The organism is Nostoc sp. CENA543 (assembly GCF_002896875.1).
GTDB lineage: Bacteria > Cyanobacteriota > Cyanobacteriia > Cyanobacteriales > Nostocaceae > Trichormus.
Genome location: NZ_CP023278.1, coordinates 3,933,266 through 3,952,367 on the forward strand (window position 1 = coordinate 3,933,266; position 19,102 = coordinate 3,952,367).

Genomic DNA, 19,102 nt, shown 5'->3' on the forward strand with positions numbered 1-19,102 from the left:
ACAAAAAACTATGAAACAGTGGGGAGGAAGGTATCTTAGCAAGCCGGAAGCGTTTCCTCCTTCCCATCATCACTTGCAAACCTTACCTCTACAACTGAAGCTCAAACTCTACCGTCTTCTTGCCTTTTTGACTCGTAACCAATTCACCAAAATTCTGCAACATACCCAAATTCAGAAACCTTTGCGAATTGCGAATTGCGAATTGCGAATTGGTATCAACTCTCTACATGGCAGTAGTAAAGGCAAGGATTACCAATCTAGAGCAAGGGCTGCACATAAGTTCTTGAAAAAAAAGGAATTACAGTCAAAATGATCGAGACTAATGTCTCTCGCCACCACGAAACTTTTCTTCAGGTAGTTCAAAGCTATTATCAGCTAACTAAACCTAGAATTATCCCATTGCTCTTAATTACTACTGCCGGCAGTATGTGGATTGCGGCAAAAGGCGAAGTAGACCCTTTATTGTTAATAGTTACTCTAGCTGGCGGAACTTTAGCAGCTGCTAGCGCACAGACCATTAATTGTATCTACGATCGCGATATTGATTATGAAATGGAGAGGACGCGTCATCGTCCTATGCCTTCTGGGAGGGTTCAGCCCCGTGACGCATTGATTTTTGCGATCGCTCTGGCTATCCTTTCTTTTACACTCCTTTCCGTATTCGCCAATCTCCTCGCCGCTTCCTTAGCATTATCCGGCATTATCTTTTACGTTTTGGTCTATACTCACTGGTTAAAGCGTCATAGTACCCAAAACATCGTCATTGGTGGCGCGGCTGGGGCGATTCCCGCCTTAGTTGGTTGGGCTGCTGTTACAGGCACTTTAAGCTGGGCGGCATGGTTAATTTTTGCGATCGTCTTTTTGTGGACTCCTCCCCATTTCTGGGCGTTGGCGTTGATGATTCGCGATGACTACGCCAAGGTGGGAATTCCCATGTTACCTGTAGTGGAAGGGGCCGAAGTTACCGTCAAGCAAATTTGGTACTACACCTTGATAACAGTCTTCTCAACGCTGTTACTCGTTTATCCCCTCCACGCTAGCGGCATTATTTACGCTGCTTTCGCCGCCGGTTTAGGCGGTTTATTTATCCGCAAATCTTGGTGTTTGTTACACAACCCTGAAGACCGTACTACAGCTAGAGATGTGTTTCTCTTCTCCATCTCTTATATGATGCTGTTGTGTTTAGCGATGGTGATTGATAGTCTGCCCATTACCCATCATCTGATTAGTGCCGTGATTAATTTCATGGCTTAGAACGGTTTGCGATCGCGCCCCTCAAAGTCAACGCGATCGCATTCTTAAAAATTAAATAATATTCTATTAGACTACAAGTATAAATTAATATAAACTTTCTATTGAGACTACCTTAGCAAATTGATAATTGTCTCCACCACTGACAAGTTATTAATTACTAGGATTCCAGACATATTTCCCTTTTTTATCGATGTAACCATACTTGTTATCAATTTGCACTGATGCTAATCCTTGGAAAAATCCGTTAGCGGAATCAAACTGAGGATTAATCACTATCTTCCCAGTTTTATCGATGTAACCATACTTTTTATCAATCCTGACTACTGCTAGTTCTTCGGAAAATTCGCTAGTAAAGTCAAACTGAGGATTAATGACTATCTTCCCAGTTTTATCGATATAACCATACTTGTTACCAATGTTGACTATTGCTAATCCTTGAAAAAATCCACCAACAGAATCGAACTGAGGGTTAATCACTATCTTCCCGGTTTTATCTATGTAACCATACTTGTTACCAATGTTGACTATTGCTAATCCTTGGAAAAATCCACTAGCAAAATCAAACTGAGGGTTAATGACTATCTTCCCAGTTTTATCAATATAACCATATTTATTATCACTTTTTATGAGTGATAATCCTTCCGAAAAATCACTAGCAGAATTAAATTGAGGATTAATGACTATCTTTCCAGTTTTATCGATATAACCATACTTCTCATCAATTCTCACTCGTGCTAAACCTTCAGAAAATCCGCTAGCATCGTCAAACTGAGGATTAATGACCATCTTTCCGGTTTTATCGATGTAACCATACTTATTGTCAATTCTTACTAATGATAATCCTTCCGAAAATCTACTACTAGCAGAGTCAAATTGCGGATTGATCACTATCAACCCTGTTCTATCGATGTAACCGTACTTATCACCTATTTCTACTTTTGCTAATCCTTCAGAAAATTCGCTATTAGCATCATCAAACTGAGGGTTAATAACTATTTTTCCGGCTTTATCGATATAACCATATTTATCACTTATTCTGACTATTGCTAACCCTTCCAAAAATTGACCTGCGTAATCAAACTGAGGATTAATCAATATATTCCCTTTTTTACCTATGTAACCATATTTACTACCAATTCTTACTAGTGATAATCCTTCAGAAAATTCACTAGCAGAATCAAACTGAGGATTAATGACTATGTTTCCAGTTTTATCAATGTAACCATATTTACTGTTCTGTATAACCAAAAATAATCCTTCAAAGTTTTTGTATCTTCTCTGATTAGTGCTACTAATTGCATTTTGGCTATAAATTATATTCAATACTCCATATCCTAATCCCACAACTCCAAATATAGAAGTTGCAACTATTAACATCAGTTGCCACAGAGCTAAATTGAACTTTTTTGCCACTGTCATATTTATAGTTCATTAAAATTACATATAGTTTTAATCGAAGATATAAATTAATCTCTAAGAATATTTACACGAATTTAATTACACAAATGAACACCAAAAAACGCTGAGATTTTATGTGTAATTAACGCAATATTACCCGGCTATAAATACAAAATGGAACTGGTATAATATCCAATACAACACATAAACTCATCAGAGTTTAAGGGAAATTTTACGGAAATTGTCCGCAAAAAAAGGAATTATATAGCGATACGGTAGTTAAAAATACACAGACAACACCCAGAGAATCAAGCTAGTTCCTAAAACACAAACTATTCCCGCGACTCCTGCTAGGGGTTTGTTGTTTTTTCCTGTCCACCATTCCGAGACTTTCCCTGTATAAGTGACTAGCTGGGCTGTATCTATAGTAGCGATCGCCCACACTAAAGCGGAATGTAATCCCCAGGCTATGCCTAAATTATGACTGCGATCGCATATCCTCGCTAACACTAGCATCATCCCTAGTAACCATAGTCCGGGTAATTGGGGGAGTGTTTCCTGTTGTTCCCATACTAGATGCAAGAGTGCGAAAATCACACTAGAAATTACCGCCGCTACCCACACAGAATAATCTTGCTCTAATTCCGTTAATAAAAAACCCCGAAATACTAGCTCTTCTATCCCACCTACTAATAACGCTACTAATAAAATAGATGGCAAGATAGATGCTATTTGCTTGATATTTAACTCTTTAAAGACACACCAACCCAACCAAAATTGACAGGCATACAACATAACTATACTGACAAGTCCCAGCCCCAAACCTAGTGCTAAAGAACCCAACATGGCCCAATTAGCCACAACTCCGTAGTCGGAGAAAGAACTATTAGTTAACCAAATCACGCCCCAAACTATCAAAGGTGCTAATAGATAGAGTGAGACAATTAACGGTAATTTCTGTTCTGGTTGTAAAGGTTTTATTGGCTGCCAATGTAGTAATCTGAGTAAGACTAGGGCAATTGGTAGCCAACACCCCAACCAAGCCATAAAAAATACCATCACCACAACTATTACTGGTGCATCTTGTAGCGATGTCAGTAAATTGCTGATGAATGGTACGGAGAAATTGGTCAGACTAAAGAAAAAAATCACGATAGATTTCTTGCAGAATGAATGTCTTGTTGATTAATCAAGACTTTACCAAAACTGGTAACATCTGCAAGGGGTCTAATCGTGATTTTGGTATTAGATAAATTTATCTAATTAGGAATACGATACTTTCGCTGGTTTTAGGGATAAGTTACCAAGTATTCCTCAGAAACTCATCCCAAATAGCAGAAAATTTATTCTTCGTCTTCCACGTCTTCGTCAGCGTCTTCAACATCTATGTCAGAAGCCAGCTTTTTATCGCTTTCACCCAATTGAATCAAGTGAATATGCTTGTAACCTAGTCGGATTTCAAATTCGTCACCAGCCTTTAAACCCATCGCCTTGGTGTAGGTAGCACCGATGACAATTTGACCGTTTTGATGAACACTAACACGATATGTCGGTTCACGACCACGGCCATCTTTTGGTGCTTCTGGACTCAGAGGAATTCCTCTAGCCGATAGCAAAGCATCATAGAAATCGGTGAGGTTGACACGGACTTGGTTATTCTTTGTAACAGTATAGTAGCCACACTGCTTGGCTCTTTCTCTTCTAGGTAAATTAGAAAGTTCTTTGACTTTCGCTAGCAGTGCTTTTCCAGTTAAAGGCGCAGTTGCAGTTTCACTCATTATGGTCAAATTTTCCTTACTCTCTCCAAACTGATAAATTATGTTGTCCTTTGCCAGTATTTGATTTTTTAGCATCTATACAAAGCTACTGGGGACTTTAAGTTTTAGGGTGAATTCCTGCTGATATTATCCTCAAGTACCTCTATTGTGGATGACCACAACAGATGAGAGTCCACGAGTTACACAGGCATTATTTTCGGTGATTTTACGGCATTTTCAACCATTATTCATCATCGGAAAGGCAATCATTTTCTCGTTTGGTCTAACCATTACAAATAAGTTGTAGACCAAAGAAATTGCTGATTTTCCTCTGACGGTGCTTCCTTCATAGCCCTTGAGTTGTCAGGGTTTACCTCTACTTCCTCTTAAACTATGGACAGCATGGGATTGGAATATGGTTTTACGGACATACACCCTTTTGTCCTACCTGTCGAGACATGAAATTTTTGTCTCTAGATTACGAAGAAACTCAGCAGTGTTAGCTGTACTTGTACAGCTGTTGATTCTGAATTTTGTGACTTCGTAATTTTATATTAAATACTAGCATGGACTAATAATAGCAAAATAATTGTTTATTTTTTAATTTAATTTAAAAGTAAAGTTTTATCTAAATCCCCTAGCTCCTCGCAACAAAAAGCGGCTAGGATTTTTTGTAGGGTTCATCAGGAAGAGTGAGTTTTGCTGTATAGCTTTTATAAAAATTAATCTAAATTTAGATGAGTAGTTTTGAGGGGTAAGTTATATCCTTTAGCTTACTTGATTCAAGCCAGATAAAAAGCCATGAGTATTAACCTCCTAGTTTATTGTGTCGTGAGCAGAAGGGCTAGTGTTTTATGTACGTCTGTCTATGGGAAGAATAAATTTTCTGACATTTGCTGAAGACTACACGCGACTTCGTGGATGTTTATTCTTAGCTTTGCAGCTTCCATCCAACCAAAAACATAAAATTGAGCGATGTGTACGGGGATTTTATAACCATTGCCATTTGTAGATGTTGGCATCAAGATGTGTGAATAAGTTGAAGAGCATTTATCGTAGGTAGACAGACAATATAGAGGATAAACCTATATTCATTCCTGGTAAACCCCCTTGACACGGATAATTTTAGATTGAGTGCTAGCATAGCTTACCCAAGACAAAAGTTTTGGATGCAGGTTTTCTTCCCCGGAAAAATTTTTCCCATAGATTTGTGATTGGGGATTAAAGTGCTGCTGTTAATGCTTGAGTGGTTGTCAGCAACATAAATCAGTCTGATGGTGCTGCTGTCATCAAAGATGATCATAGTTATATTTAAACTAGATTCAGTCTCTCTTGAACAATCAGCCTATTAATGCTAGTCCAAGAATTAAGGGTAACAATATATATAGCTGATTTTTTGTCACCGCTAGCCTTGATCACACCAATTTGTAGTTTGGGATTTTGATTTTAGATGGTTTTTTGGTACTTTTGGGAATCCTACTGCAAAAGTCAGGTATTAACGTCCTACTTGTTGGCAGCAGGAATCTAAAATACACGCTGGGCTGGATTAGCTACAAAGATTGTCAATCTAAAATCACAAATCCGTCTGGAAAATTTATCTTGGATAGGCAACCCACTCCAGAAATTTTATCCCGCCAGGCTACGGGAACAAAAAATCCCCACATTAATTGATTTAAGTTTTTGAGACTGATGCACTAAATTAAGAATTTCGGTGAGAACTCATGAAGGTTAATTTTAAAATCATTCGACAACAGTATAATTCCCCTGCCATAGTTCAAAATTACATTTTAGAGACAGAACCTGGTAATACGATTTTGGATTGCCTGAATCGGATTAAATGGGAGCAGGATGGTACTTTAGCCTTTCGCAAAAATTGCCGCAATACGATTTGTGGTAGCTGTGCGATGCGAATTAATGGCCGCTCCGCCTTAGCTTGTAAGGAAAATGTCGGCAATGAACTAGCAAGATTACCACAACAAAGCGATGGCATTCCAGAAATTAGCATCGCCCCAATGGGAAATATGCCAGTGATTAAAGATTTAGTCGTGGATATGAATAGTTTCTGGGAAAATTTAGAAGCTGTTGCACCCTATGTTAGTACCGCCGCTAGACAAGTCCCGGAAAGAGAATTTTTACAAACACCACAAGAGCGATCGCAATTAGATCAAACTGGTAACTGTATTATGTGCGGTGCTTGTTACTCAGAATGTAATGCACGGGAAGTCAATCCCGATTTTGTAGGGCCTCATGCTCTGGCTAAAGCTTACCGTATGGTTGCTGACTCCCGCGATACAGATACAGCCAATCGCCTAGAAAATTACAACGAAGGGACTAAAGGCGTGTGGGGATGTACCAGATGTCTCTACTGCGATGCAGTTTGTCCAATGGAAGTTTCCCCCTTAGAGCAAATCACCAAAATTAAACAAGAAATTCTCTCCCACAAACAAGCGAGTGACAGTCGCTCAATTCGCCATCGTAAAGTATTAGTAGAACTAGTCAAAGCAGGCGGCTGGATTGATGAAAGACAATTTGGTTTGCAAGTTGTGGGTAACTACTTCCAAGACTTAAGAGGATTACTAAGCATCGCGCCTTTAGGTTTACGTATGCTCATCAAAGGCAAATTCCCCCTCTCCTTTGAACCCTCTGAAGGAGTAGAAGAAGTGCGATCGCTTATTACAGCCGTTAAGGCGGAAGATTAGAGGGATTGGGGATTGGGGACTGGGGACTGGGGACAAGGGAGACAAGGTAGACAAGGTAGACAAGGTAGAATTGATTTCCTAACTCATTACTCATTACTCATTACTCATTACTCAGCACTCATTACTCATTACTCATTACTCTCCTTCCCTGAGTGCTGAATGCAACTTTAAACGCTGTATGTACGTCTTGATTAATTGTTCCCTGCAAGAATTGTCTCACCGAATTTATGATTGACAGGAAAGGCTGGATGGCAAATTATCATCTTTGGCGACGACGCTGGTTTTATCCGTTGATTTCGGTAGTGGTAGCTGTGAGTGTGTGTATCACTACACCTTTACCTAGTAGAGCCATAGATTTATTACCTCTATTATTCCAAGGGGCGCAAATACTACAACTATCGAATATATCTGATCGTCAGGAAGTAGAACTTGGCGCGCAAATGAATCAGCAATTACGTAATGAAGTCAAACTCAATCGTGATCCGCAAATTAATCGCTACGTAGAAGAAATTGGGAAGCGGATAGTAGCAAGTAGCGATCGCCCTAGACTTCCTGCTACATTTCAGGTGGTAGAAGATAAAGCTATCAACGCGTTTGCAACTGCGGGGGGTTTTGTTTACGTCAACACGGGTTTAATCAAAGCCGCAGAAAATGAAGCGGAACTCGCTAGCGTCATCTCCCATGAATGGGGTCATATTAGTGGTAAACATCTAGTTAAACAGATGCAGCAAAGAGCATTAGCTAGTGGTGTGGCGACAGCTGCGGGTTTAGAACGCAATACCGCCGTAGGAATTGGTGTAGAACTAGCACTCAATCGTCCCCGCAGTCGTCAAGATGAATTTGATGCTGATAAGCGGGGCTTAAGAACTCTCACACGGGCTGGTTATGCTCCCAGTGGGATGGTAAGTTTTATGCAAAAATTGCTCAGAAGTGGCAGTTCTGCCCCAACATTTTTAAGTACACACCCAGCCACAAGCGATCGCATCAGTGCTTTACAAGCTGCTATTGCTCGTCAACCCAGCAATGGACGTGACGGATTAGACACCGCGAGTTATCGTGACAATATCCGTAGTGTTTTGTAGTCTAGTCAATAGTCATTAGTCAATAGTCATTAGTCATTAGTTAATAGGGAACAGAGAACGGGGAACAGGGAACAGGGAACAGGGAACAGTTTTTCTCATCTCCTACCTTGTCTCCCTTGTCTCCCTTGTCTCCCTTGTCCCCAATCCCCAGTCCCTAAACTCGTTGCTGATGACGACGAGCTATTATTTTTTCTGGTTCAACTTTGACTACTGCTTCTGATAGGGGTAGTTTTCGTGAGCAGTTAGTAAAAACGTTAGTTTGGTAAATTAAATTGTTTGTCATATCAAATCCAGTTAACCAGCCGCTACGGGGATGATATGCACCAGTATCTATATCTAGCCATCCTCTACCTTGGGCTAATTGGCCGGGATTCACTCCAGGGAAAGTAAAAGTAATAGTGTGACCTACAACAATTAGTTTATTAGCAAAGTATGGCTGGTTTATGGTGTGAAATTCGTCTCTAATCCAGCAAAATTGTTCTGCGGATTGTTCTCGGATGGCTTTTTTGGGATCAACACCAGCATGAGTTAGCCAGATATTTCCTAAATCAATATAGGTTGGTAAACTCTTAAGCCAGTTTATGTGTTCTAGGGAAACGGTAGCATCTGGGTAACTGGTAATAGTTGCTTGTCCTCCACTATGTAACCATGCTTGCATTAAAGCTACTGGGACATTTTCACCAGTCAAGATATTTAATAACATCTGCTCGTGGTTGCCCAATAGACATTTGTAGTTGTTGTCTTTGACAAAATCAATTACTTGTGAACTTTGGGGGCCACGATCAATCAAGTCTCCCAAAAAATATACTTCGTCTTCAGTAGCAGGAGCGATCGCTTCTAATAAATTGATTAGTCCTTCATAGTAACCATGCACATCCCCAATCACTATTTGACGCTTCCTAATTCCGCTCATCTGATATTCGCTACCATAAACTAGCTGAGTACGTTTGTTACAGTCTAAGCTGTCAGATTTCCGTAACCACAGGTAAAAACTACTTGACAAATATAAATTTATTGTATTTTTTACAAGTCCCGTCTGCATCGGCCAAACAGAGCATTGTAACTAAATTTTTAGCCGCCGTCAGCAGGAAATAGAAAATGCAAATGTCAATTTTCCTGTGATTTGCTGGCTGTGAGTAATTTAACGCAACGTATTTTAGAATTGATGCAGTTGTTTTATTGGTAACTCCTTGTTGCGCTATGGCAGATCAGTTTTCTCCCGAAGTTAGCTCACGCATTTGCAGCCACATGAATGAGGATCACGCTAATGCTGTACTACTTTACGCTCAGTTTTTTGGTGGAGTCTTGGAAGCAACAGCCGCACAAATGCAAGCTATTGATGCTCAAGGTATGGACTTAATCGCACAAGTCAATGACGAGAATTTGCCTGTTCGCATTCCCTTTGATCATGTTTTAGCTGATTCGGAAGATGCCCATCATACTTTGATCGCGATGGTAAAGCAAGCACGCAGTTAAAGCATTTGGTGTGATCGGATTGGCACAAAACACAGTTTTTTAGTGGAAATTGCTGGAGCAATTAGCGGGAATAGAGAAGAAACTTTAAGATTTAGTGAAGCGTCAAAACTGTAGCTAGTATCTATCCTAATTAATTCTCTCTGGGATTTGTTAGGGAAAAATGCTGGAGATAATTTAAGATAGCAGTCAAAATTCCCCATCTTCCATCGCTATGTTACCCCGCTATAAATTTTCTTTATCAAAAATTCGTTGTCTTGGATTAACTTTAGTATTGCAGGCTACAGTATTGGCTGCTTTAACTCTACCCAAACAACTACAACCAGCTACAGCACAAACACCAACAGGAAATCGTCCCCTGACTATTCGCTCTGACATCCAAGAATACGACGCAAAAAACCAAGTGATTACGGCTCGTGGGAATGTCCAAATGCTGTATCCTGCTCGCCAAATTCAAGCTACAGCCGCACAAGCCCAATACTTCAGCAAAGAACGCCGGATTGATTTCAGTGGTAACGTCTACATTTTGCAACAAGGCGGTAATAGCATCCGCGCCGAAAAGGTGACATATTTAATTGATGAAGGGCGTTTTGTTGCCTTACCTCAATCGAGTCGTCAAGTAGAGTCTATTTATATGGTTGAAGACTCAGAATTAGACACAAGGAATAATACACCAGCCCCCAAAACACCAGCACTCAAACCAGCTAATTAGCATCAACCACTCACACAGTCCGCAAATAGTGAAAATTGTCTTAGAAAATATTCACAAATCTTACGGCAAGCGACTCATTGTCAATCGCGTCAATCTTTCTGTATCTCAGGGTGAGATTGTCGGTTTACTAGGCCCCAATGGAGCTGGTAAAACGACAACATTCTACATTGCTACAGGTTTAGAAAAACCCAATCAGGGAAAGGTTTGGTTAGATAGTTTAGATATTACTGGATTGCCAATGCACAAAAGAGCGCGATTAGGCATTGGCTATCTAGCACAAGAAGCGAGTGTTTTTCGTCAACTGTCAGTCCATGATAATATCCGGTTAGTGCTAGAGCAAACTAACGTACCGCGACGGGAATGGCCAAAGCGCATAGCCACACTTTTACATGAATTCCGCTTAGAAAAAGTGGCGAAAAGCAAAGGAATTCAACTTTCTGGTGGAGAGAGAAGACGTACCGAATTAGCTAGAGCCTTAGCAGCCGGAAGAGAAGGCCCCAAATTTTTACTATTAGATGAACCCTTTGCAGGCGTTGATCCGATCGCAGTGCATGAAATTCAACATATTGTCGCACAACTACGCGATCGCGGCATGGGCATCTTAATCACAGATCATAACGTCCGAGAAACCCTAGCCATCACAGACCGAGCCTACATCATGCGTGAAGGGCAAATTCTCGCCTACGGCACAGCCGAAGAACTATACAACAATCCCCTCGTGCGGCAGTATTACTTAGGTGATAATTTCCAACTTTAGGGGCTGGGGATTGGGGATTGGGGACTGGGGACTGGGGATTGGGGATTGGGGATTGGGGACTGGGGACTGGGGACAAGGTAGTAAATGAGAAAAACTGTTCCCTGTTTTCTAACGACTAATGACTAACGACTAATGACTATTGACTAATGACTAATGACTATTGACTATTGACTATTGACTAAAAACCTATGGTATCCAAACAGTTTACGCCTTTTTACAGCCTGAAATCTTTGCTGCCTTTTACGATTATGGATCGTTACTTGGCTAGTGAACTGCTACCAACTTTTTTGTTTGGAGTGGGGGCTTTTTCGTCAATTGGTGTCACTGTTGATGCAGTGTTTGATTTGGTACGTAGAGTTGTAGAATCTGGTCTACCAGTTAATGTTGCTGTTCAGGTTTTTCTATTAAAACTGCCGGCTTTCATTGTTTTAGCTTTCCCTATGTCTACACTGTTGGCGACTTTGATGGCTTATAGTCGTCTTTCTAGTGAAAGTGAATTAGTGGCTTTGCGGGGTTGTGGAGTCAGTGTTTATCGGATGGTGCTGACGGCGGTAATATTGAGCTTTGTGGTGACTGGGATGACTTTTGTATTTAATGAGCAAATCGCACCAGCAGCCAATTATCAAGCTACTCTCACCTTAAACGCAGCCATTAAATCAGATAAACCAACAATTAAACAGCAGAATATCTTTTATCCTGAATATCGAGACGTTTTAGAGTCAGACGGGACGAAAAACAGGATATTGACACGCCTATTTTATGCTGACCAGTTTGATGGTAGACAGATGAAAGGCTTAACTATTATTGATCGCTCCACAGAAGGTTTAAATCAGATTGTGGTTGCAGAATCAGCCCAGTGGAATGGCTCACAAAGTGTCTGGGATTTTTATAACGGTACAATCTATTTAGTTGCGCCCGATCGCTCTTACCGCAATATCTTAAGATTTGAAAAGCAACAATTAAAGCTTCCCCGCACACCTTTAAGCTTGGTAGAAAGAAGCCGTGACTATGGCGAGATGAACATTTCCGAAGCCTTGGAACAATTAACCGTAGAGAGATTGGGAGGCGATCGCCAAAAAATCCGTAAACTAGAAGTACGAATTCAACAAAAAATCGCCCTACCTTTCGTCTGTGTAGTGTTTGGCTTAGTCGGTGCAGCTATGGGAACCATACCCCAACGTACAGGAAGAGGTACAAGTTTTGGGATTAGCGTAATTGTCATATTCTCTTATTACCTACTTAGCTTTATCACCGGCGCACTAGGACAAGCTGGAGTATTTTCTCCCTTCATAGGTGCTTGGTTGCCTAACTTTATTTTCTTGGGGATAGGTACATTTTTATTAATACGTGTTGCTCAAAGGTAGAGTATGGCGGGACAATGGACGATGGGCATGGGGCATTGGGCATTGGGGACAAGGTAGGAGATGAGAAAAACTGTTCCCTGTTCCCTGTTCCCTGTTCCCTGTTCCCTGTTCACTAATGACTAATGACTAATGACTAATGACTATTGACTAATGACTATTGACTATTGACTAATGACTATTGACTATTGACTAATGACCATGAAAAACAATCATTATCCTCCGGCTTATTTACGCTATCTGAAAGCGCGATTAATGAATTTGGGGCGACCTAGTTTTTGGGGAACTGCTATATTTTTATCTGTGGTTGGGCTACTAATTCATGAGTATTGGGCCAACCCAGATATATTTGGTGCGCGCAATGATGCTGCTTTGAACTCTTCCGATCCTTTGGGGGCTTCGCTGTCACGGGAAGATAGAGCGATCGCAGCAGATATTGATAATTTACCACTATTGTTTGGTAACAATCCACAACCAGTTTTGCCAACACAAACTGTTACTAACTCTGACGAAAATAAAAATAACAATTCGTTGTTGGATGCTCTTAAACAAAAATCGGCTGCTCAAAAACCTAATCCTGTCCCTAATAATCTCAACGCCCTAGCACCACCTCAAAATAAAAATCTATTCGTATCAGAAGCAGAAAGTTTATTACGCTTTGGCGCAACTGATAATAATCATTTATTAGGTTTTAAGTCTTTGGATTTCTCGACTAATTCAGCAGATGCTACATCAAATTCTGCGACAACAGAAGCCAAAACAGTTAATAGAAATAACCAGAGTACGAATTCAGTTGATAATTTATCAACGAATATTAATTTAATTAACAATCAAAACACATCTGGTTTGAATGGGACAAACCCATCAAATACTACCTCTATAAATGGTAATGATGACAATAGATTAGTACAAAATTCACCTAATCCCATTTATCCTAACCAAACTTTATCACCCACTAGTATTATCAATCCCCAAGTCAATTACACTCGCTTACCTGGATATAATAATTTCAATAATCAACAAAGCCTTTCACCAAGTACGCGCGTAAACTCTCCTACTAACTATCTGCAACCAAACACAATTAATCCCCCATCTGGAGTTTACAATATACCCAACAGTCAGTCCCTACCATCTAGTACAGGGTTAAATACTAGACCAGGTTACGTCCAACCAACAACCACAAATAGCCAACCAGGTTTCTCTAGTAACTTTAATAACAATCAAGTTGTGCCGAGTCAGGTTCCACAAACAACACAAGTAATTACGGGAACATCACCAATTATCGGCCCCTATACTATTCGTAATTCTCGCCAAAATTTTAACGTCAAAGTCGAGCCATTAGTCCCTCATAATTACGGCAATTCTATTTGGCAGCAACCTAATCAAGTTCCCCAGCCAGACTTACCCTACACTCCATATACTAATAATCAATTCCAAGGTCAATATAGAAACAGATAACTGTTGATTGTGATAAGGGTGTGTCTAATCAAAATATCTTGACTATTGACTAATGTACGGGTGGGTTTAATCAAAATATCTATTTTCTAACGTGAATACCTCACAAAACCTGCCCCTACTGGCTAATGACTAATGACTAATGACTATTGACTATTGACTATTGACTATTGACTATGTTTTTTCCACAATTAGCTGATGTGCGAAATTTGTGGTTGTGAGTAGAGTGAATGCAAACTTATCAAATTAGGCCTTATCATCAAATACCTATTAGGGAATGTGGTGAACGGCTAGCGGAGATTCCTTTAGAAATGTTTGCTGTGGAATCTCCCCATCCTTATGAAAAATTGGGTGCGAGTTATGGAGATTATTCTCCTTATTATCTCCGCCAGAGTGTGGTGGAAAATTTAATTCAAGCTCAGAATTACCTGCAATCACTGCGTCCTCACTGGCGCATTCAGGTATTTGATGGTTATCGTCCGGTAGCTGTACAGCAGTTTATGGTAGATTACAGTTTTGCTACTGCCCTACAGGAAAGAGGCTTAACTGAAGCCGAGTTAACACCCCAGCAGCGTCAAGAGATTTGGGAAGCGGTGTATGAAATTTGGGCTGTACCGAGTATGGATGAAAAAACGCCGCCTCCTCATAGTACAGGTGGGGCAGTAGACATTACATTGGTGGATGAAACTGGACAAGTAATTGATATGGGTTCGCCTATTGATGAAATGTCAGTGCGATCGCATCCTGATTACTATGCTGATCAGGATCACCCCTATGCTCATTACTATCATGCCCATCGTCAGTTATTGTGTGAAGTCATGTTGAAAGCTGGTTTTCAACGTAACCCCAAAGAATGGTGGCATTTTTGTTATGGTGATCAAATGTGGGCTTGGCTGAATCATCAACCAGTAGCCCGTTATGGGCGTTTATTTTAGCCTCTGTATACTAAGCATCTTCTGGATTCATCTGTCTTAATTCTTCAGTGGTGTATGTACCGATAGGACTCCAAAGTAAGTAAGTCGGTGAGAAAAAATTTAACTATCTTAAGAAATGTAAACTAGGCTAAAATCCCCTTGCCCCCTGTTCCCTGCCCCCTTGCCCCCTGCCTAATCAGAACTACAGATATTTATGTTCACTTATTTGTGGGAATTAAAACACCATGTTTGGGACTAAATAGAAATGCTAACAGGAATAGACTCGAAACTACTAATACAATAGCTGGGCCAGAAGGCAAATTATAAAAGTAGCTCAAATACATACCGCTAATGCTAGAAAAAACGCCAATACTTGCACCTAAAATCATCACTTGGTGTAACCGTTTGACCAAAAGATAAGCAGTAGCTCCGGGGGTGATTAAGAGAGACAACACTAAAATTACTCCCACCGCTTTCATACTAGCGACAATTGTTAAAGCAATTAGCAGCATTAAGCCAAAATTGAGGCGATTAACAGGCAAACCTGCGGCTTGCGCTCCTAAAGGGTCAAATGTAAAAAATAGTAGTTCTTTATATAGCAGAACAATTACTACTAAAACAATAGTGGAAATAATTGCTGTGTCTCGGACTTCATTAATAGTAACGCCGAGAATATTACCGAATAAAAAGTGATTGAGGTCGATTTTATTATCTTTTTGAATTAAAGTAATGAGGGTAACACCGAGTGCGAAAAAGGCGGAGAAAACTATCCCCATTGCAGCATCTTCTTTAATAGGCGATCGCGTTCTAATCCAGGTAATGATAATCGTACTAAAAACCCCGGCAATAAACGCGCCAATAAAAATATTAGCCCCCACCATAAAAGCGATCGCCAGTCCAGGTAAAACCGAGTGACTAATAGCATCCCCCAAAAGTGCTAATCTTTGCACCATCAAATAACTACCCACCACCGCACACAACAAACCCACTAAAATTGCAATCACAAGCGATCGCTGCATAAAACCATACTGCAACGGTTCAATTAAAGCATCTAACATAAATTAGCCCCAGTTTTTTCACTAGTTAAAATCTTAACTTGAAAGAGGACTTGGGGGTGTAATGCCAATTCGCAATTCGCAATTCGCAATTCGCAATTAAGAAAGTCAGATAACACCTGGATTTCAAGCTTTGCATTTGTTGCTTAATTTTGGAGAATTGGTATAAGAGTGTAGGGGGATAAGAGAGACAAGGAAGAAAAATCCTATTTCCAATAACTAATAACTAATGACTAATGACTAATGACTAATGACTAATGACTAATGACTAATGACTAATGACTATTTCGCACACTGTAAAACTCTTGCTTGGGGATACATTTTTTGTAGTTGTAACTGCTTTTGTAATTGTGATTGTCCGTAGGTTTGTAACTGTTTAATTGCTTCCGGTGTAGGTGGAATTGATAATTTATCTTCCCCTAAACTACTAAATAAAATCACAGATGTTACTTGCAATCTACGTTGCTGATATTGTTGATAAATTTCAGTGTAATCTTGTACTACCTGTTGCCATTCTGCTGTCGGGCAATAACTGCGATCAATTAGTAGTGTGACAGATGGGATGGCAAACAGCAAACTAATCAACAATCCGGTGATAAAAAAGGCTAACCAACTAATTCCTAAAGTTTTGAGAAGCTGCGTCTTAATGTTCATGATTTTATGATTTATACCTCATAATTGATAAAAAATCTTCCCCTACACCCCTATACCCTCACATCCCTACACCCTTGTGCAATCTAAAGATTCGTCTGAAATAAGTCTTTGAGTAGGACTTGTACTCTTTCCGGTGTACCTTGATAGACATTGCCTTCGCGAATAGCAGCGATCGCTTCTAATTCCTGTTGATTCACTTGCCCGTAAGCGATGGGATAAACTCTTACGCCACTGTGTTTGATGACATCCTGAATTTGGTTTAATTCCAGTCCGTGGGTTCTTTCTCCATCGGTGAGTAACAACGCATAAAATCTACCATTGGGATCGACTTTACGCTTGGCCATCAAGTCTGCTAAACCCACGGCGAGTCCGTCGTAGAGTCCTGTACCACCATCAGGTTGTAATTGCTCAATGGCTGCAAATAATCGTTTTTGTTCCAACTCGTTAAAAGGAGCAAGTGCAATTCTGCGTACAGGGCGATCGCTAAAGGTAATTAACCCAATCTGATTACCTTGGTTGATGTGTTTGCTAGCAAATCTCAAGGCTTCCTGAACGGCTTTGAGTCGGTTATGCTCTTCCATTGAACCGCTTGTGTCTACAATCATTTCCATGTATACGGTACGTCCGCCATCTTTGCGTTGTTTCCAAAATGCTTGCACGGCTTTCAATACTTCCCCAGATGGGATGGGAGGGAATTTACTACTTTGCAGATATTGAGTGTTTTCATACCCCTGTTCTTTGGCTAATTGTTGCATTGGTGCAGAGGTAGCAAAGGTAGCAAATTTCTGGAGTGCTAGTGTTTGAGCTGCACTATTCCAATCAAATCCTACTAATGGTGAATTTTCAGGAACACCGAAAGGAACGTAAGCCAGTTTTTCAAATCCTGGTTGTTTCTTTAATTTCACATAGCTTTGATAAGCCATGACAATAGCTTGAAACTTCTTTGGTTCACGAATCCAAATTTGCTTTAAGTCTAAGTATGTGGGGGTTGTCAGGGCTATTTGCTTCTGAAAAATACTAAAGACGGAATTGACGTTGGGTGATTCTAGTTCAGCAATAGTCAATGGCTTTCCATCTTGACTATGACCTGCGGCGCGCCACAGTAAAGAGTGGAGAAAATTTAAAGCTGATGAACCAATATAAGGATTGGAGTAACCGACTTGAATTTTACCGGAGAGGATCGCATCTGTTATCCGATCAAACGTTACCTCTCCACCTTCAGCAATTTCCTTATAGGCTTGTGCTTGAATAGCAAAGATAGCTTGGTTAGGAACTAAAGCAGGAGCAATTTCTTTGAGGGATAATCCTTCGGATTTGAGTAGTTCTAACCACATTTTTGTAGCTGGTGTATAGCCTGCGGGTTGGCCTTTTTTGGCGGTTAGAATTTGTGCTGCTAATCCTGAAGGAATATTGCGAATACCTACTTGAATAACTTCGCCAGTGGGGAGGGTTTGACGTTGTTGATTGAATTTTTCTGCGACATCAACTAACCAACGTTCATCTGTGCGTTCGCCATTGGCTTTTTCTGCGGAACTATAGATTTCGATATAGACGGTGTTGGGATTTTTATCAGGTTTTGCACCGTACAGAGGGAAGTTGTCTGGATTGGGCGTAGAATCCACTAGAGGCGGAATCACCACACTATAGCTACTACTATCAGAAACAAGTTGTGAATCGACTTGAATATTGGGTAATAAATTTTCTTGCAAATAGCGATCGGCACTTTCAAAGGAATCGATAGGTGTGAATGTTGTACAAGCACTCAACAAACTCACACATAAACCAATCACAAATCCTATGGGGAAAATAAATTTTTTCATATGCGTTAACTTTCTATAATGCCTCTGGTATTTTCATTAATCAATGTTTGCAATCGTGAAGAGATAACAGATGTATGATTCAGCATGGGATTTCCTAAGTTATCCAATGCTATTTGATCATGTAGTTCCTGGAGTTGATCTTGAGTATCTTGAAGTCTAGTTAAACAGCTTTGTAACTGTTGTTTTGTCAATTCTTGATAGTATGGTGTTTGCACTTTAGTATTAACTTGCAACCCTTGGACTAGGCGATCAATCAAGTCAAGAATGCTGTGTAGAGTTTCTAGTAAGTCTGGAGTCAAAGTAGATTCATCTTGTGAAATTTCTACAGCAATCTGGTGAATAGTGACAGCTTGTTGTTTAACTGATTGCCACAGCACTTGAGAAGCATCAGGAATTTTGCTTTCTCGATAGTTAATGTGATTCAAAAAAACATCAGCTTGCAGTAAATTTACTGTGTCATCTGAAGAGATAGTATTTTGGCGTTTGAGTTGCCGTCGCCAGGAAGCGATCGCCAAAATCACAATCACCGCACCACTAGATAGAACAATCAAACGCACTCCTAACCAGAAAACAAAACCTAAATAGCCAATCAATAACCCAACTATTAATAATTGAGTGGCATACATTAACCAAATATCCTGTCGAGATTGAAAATTCATAAAAAATATTGCACCGATGATGAGAAAATTTAAGTTAGTAGTCAGGACTTTA

At 40.1% G+C, this 19,102-nt stretch carries 19 protein-coding genes; 10 read left to right on the plus strand and 9 right to left on the minus strand.

All coding sequences use genetic code 11. The features are described from left to right. Positions 1-10: 10 nt before the first annotated feature. On the plus strand, positions 11-313 hold the full coding sequence (locus CLI64_RS16245) for a hypothetical protein (protein WP_103138178.1): 303 nt from the start codon (positions 11-13) through the stop codon (positions 311-313). Then, positions 310-1,254 (plus strand): heme o synthase, encoded by a 945-nt coding sequence (locus CLI64_RS16250; protein WP_103138179.1) that lies wholly within the window; start codon positions 310-312, stop codon positions 1,252-1,254. Before CLI64_RS16245 ends, CLI64_RS16250 begins: the two co-directional genes overlap by 4 nt. Before the next feature lie 150 nt (positions 1,255-1,404). Here CLI64_RS16250 and CLI64_RS16255 read toward each other — a convergent pair whose 3' ends face one another. From CLI64_RS16255 to CLI64_RS31600, 4 genes are all read right to left on the minus strand, one after another. Beyond that, a complete protein-coding gene (locus CLI64_RS16255) occupies positions 1,405-2,673 on the minus strand; it encodes a WG repeat-containing protein (protein WP_103138180.1) in 1,269 nt (422 codons plus the stop codon). Positions 2,674-2,931: 258 nt separating this feature from the next. Next, positions 2,932-3,801, minus strand: coding sequence for a lysostaphin resistance A-like protein (locus tag CLI64_RS16260; protein WP_374703975.1), 870 nt, complete (start codon positions 3,799-3,801; stop codon positions 2,932-2,934). 194 nt (positions 3,802-3,995) lie between these two features. Beyond that, the gene (locus tag CLI64_RS16265) at positions 3,996-4,430 is read right to left on the minus strand and encodes an AbrB family transcriptional regulator (RefSeq protein ID WP_103138182.1); all 435 of its coding nucleotides are present in this window, start codon (positions 4,428-4,430) and stop codon (positions 3,996-3,998) included. An 845-nt stretch (positions 4,431-5,275) separates the two neighbouring features. Continuing rightward, the gene (locus CLI64_RS31600) at positions 5,276-5,431 is read right to left on the minus strand and encodes a hypothetical protein (RefSeq protein WP_225977366.1); all 156 of its coding nucleotides are present in this window, start codon (positions 5,429-5,431) and stop codon (positions 5,276-5,278) included. Positions 5,432-6,130: 699 nt separating this feature from the next. Here CLI64_RS31600 and CLI64_RS16270 point away from each other — a divergent pair. Both CLI64_RS16270 and CLI64_RS16275 read left to right on the plus strand, forming a co-directional pair. Further along, positions 6,131-7,108: a succinate dehydrogenase/fumarate reductase iron-sulfur subunit gene (locus tag CLI64_RS16270; protein WP_103138183.1), complete on the plus strand. Its 978-nt coding sequence runs from the start codon at positions 6,131-6,133 to the stop codon at positions 7,106-7,108. Between the two features lie 227 nt (positions 7,109-7,335). Beyond that, positions 7,336-8,190, plus strand: a complete 855-nt coding sequence (locus tag CLI64_RS16275; RefSeq protein ID WP_103138184.1) for a M48 family metallopeptidase — start codon at positions 7,336-7,338, stop codon at positions 8,188-8,190. 154 nt (positions 8,191-8,344) lie between these two features. Here CLI64_RS16275 and CLI64_RS16285 read toward each other — a convergent pair whose 3' ends face one another. Continuing rightward, on the minus strand, positions 8,345-9,103 hold the full coding sequence (locus CLI64_RS16285; protein WP_103140761.1) for a metallophosphoesterase family protein: 759 nt from the start codon (positions 9,101-9,103) through the stop codon (positions 8,345-8,347). Between the two features lie 287 nt (positions 9,104-9,390). On the opposite strand from CLI64_RS16285, the gene CLI64_RS16290 reads away from it, so the two are divergent. The 6 genes from CLI64_RS16290 (at position 9,391) to CLI64_RS16315 (ending at position 14,883) form a co-directional block, all read left to right on the plus strand. Further along, positions 9,391-9,666 carry a DUF2470 domain-containing protein gene (locus CLI64_RS16290; RefSeq protein ID WP_103138185.1) on the plus strand — a complete coding sequence of 92 codons (276 nt, stop codon included), beginning with the start codon at positions 9,391-9,393 and terminating at the stop codon, positions 9,664-9,666. 211 nt (positions 9,667-9,877) lie between these two features. Then, a complete protein-coding gene (locus CLI64_RS16295; RefSeq protein ID WP_103138186.1) occupies positions 9,878-10,375 on the plus strand; it encodes an LptA/OstA family protein in 498 nt (165 codons plus the stop codon). Between the two features lie 28 nt (positions 10,376-10,403). Next, positions 10,404-11,132: an LPS export ABC transporter ATP-binding protein gene (lptB, locus tag CLI64_RS16300; protein WP_103138187.1), complete on the plus strand. Its 729-nt coding sequence runs from the start codon at positions 10,404-10,406 to the stop codon at positions 11,130-11,132. A 248-nt stretch (positions 11,133-11,380) separates the two neighbouring features. Beyond that, complete coding sequence (locus CLI64_RS16305; RefSeq protein ID WP_103138188.1) at positions 11,381-12,496, plus strand: LptF/LptG family permease; 1,116 nt, start codon at positions 11,381-11,383, stop codon at positions 12,494-12,496. A 192-nt stretch (positions 12,497-12,688) separates the two neighbouring features. Continuing rightward, positions 12,689-13,951, plus strand: a complete 1,263-nt coding sequence (locus CLI64_RS16310) for a hypothetical protein (protein ID WP_225977367.1) — start codon at positions 12,689-12,691, stop codon at positions 13,949-13,951. A 227-nt stretch (positions 13,952-14,178) separates the two neighbouring features. Beyond that, positions 14,179-14,883 carry a M15 family metallopeptidase gene (locus tag CLI64_RS16315; RefSeq protein WP_192881549.1) on the plus strand — a complete coding sequence of 235 codons (705 nt, stop codon included), beginning with the start codon at positions 14,179-14,181 and terminating at the stop codon, positions 14,881-14,883. 197 nt (positions 14,884-15,080) lie between these two features. Here the strand turns inward: CLI64_RS16315 and CLI64_RS16325 are convergent, their stop codons facing one another. The 4 genes from CLI64_RS16325 to CLI64_RS16340 all read right to left on the minus strand — a co-directional run bounded on the left by CLI64_RS16325 (position 15,081) and on the right by CLI64_RS16340 (position 19,050). Continuing rightward, positions 15,081-15,920, minus strand: coding sequence for a metal ABC transporter permease (locus CLI64_RS16325; protein ID WP_103138190.1), 840 nt, complete (start codon positions 15,918-15,920; stop codon positions 15,081-15,083). 279 nt (positions 15,921-16,199) lie between these two features. Further along, the gene (locus tag CLI64_RS16330; protein ID WP_103138191.1) at positions 16,200-16,571 is read right to left on the minus strand and encodes a hypothetical protein; all 372 of its coding nucleotides are present in this window, start codon (positions 16,569-16,571) and stop codon (positions 16,200-16,202) included. A gap of 83 nt (positions 16,572-16,654) precedes the next feature. Further along, complete coding sequence (locus CLI64_RS16335) at positions 16,655-18,391, minus strand: VWA domain-containing protein (protein WP_103138192.1); 1,737 nt, start codon at positions 18,389-18,391, stop codon at positions 16,655-16,657. 5 nt (positions 18,392-18,396) lie between these two features. Beyond that, entirely contained in the window at positions 18,397-19,050 is a 654-nt protein-coding gene (locus CLI64_RS16340) for a hypothetical protein (protein WP_103138193.1), read from the minus strand. Positions 19,051-19,102 lie beyond the last annotated feature (52 nt).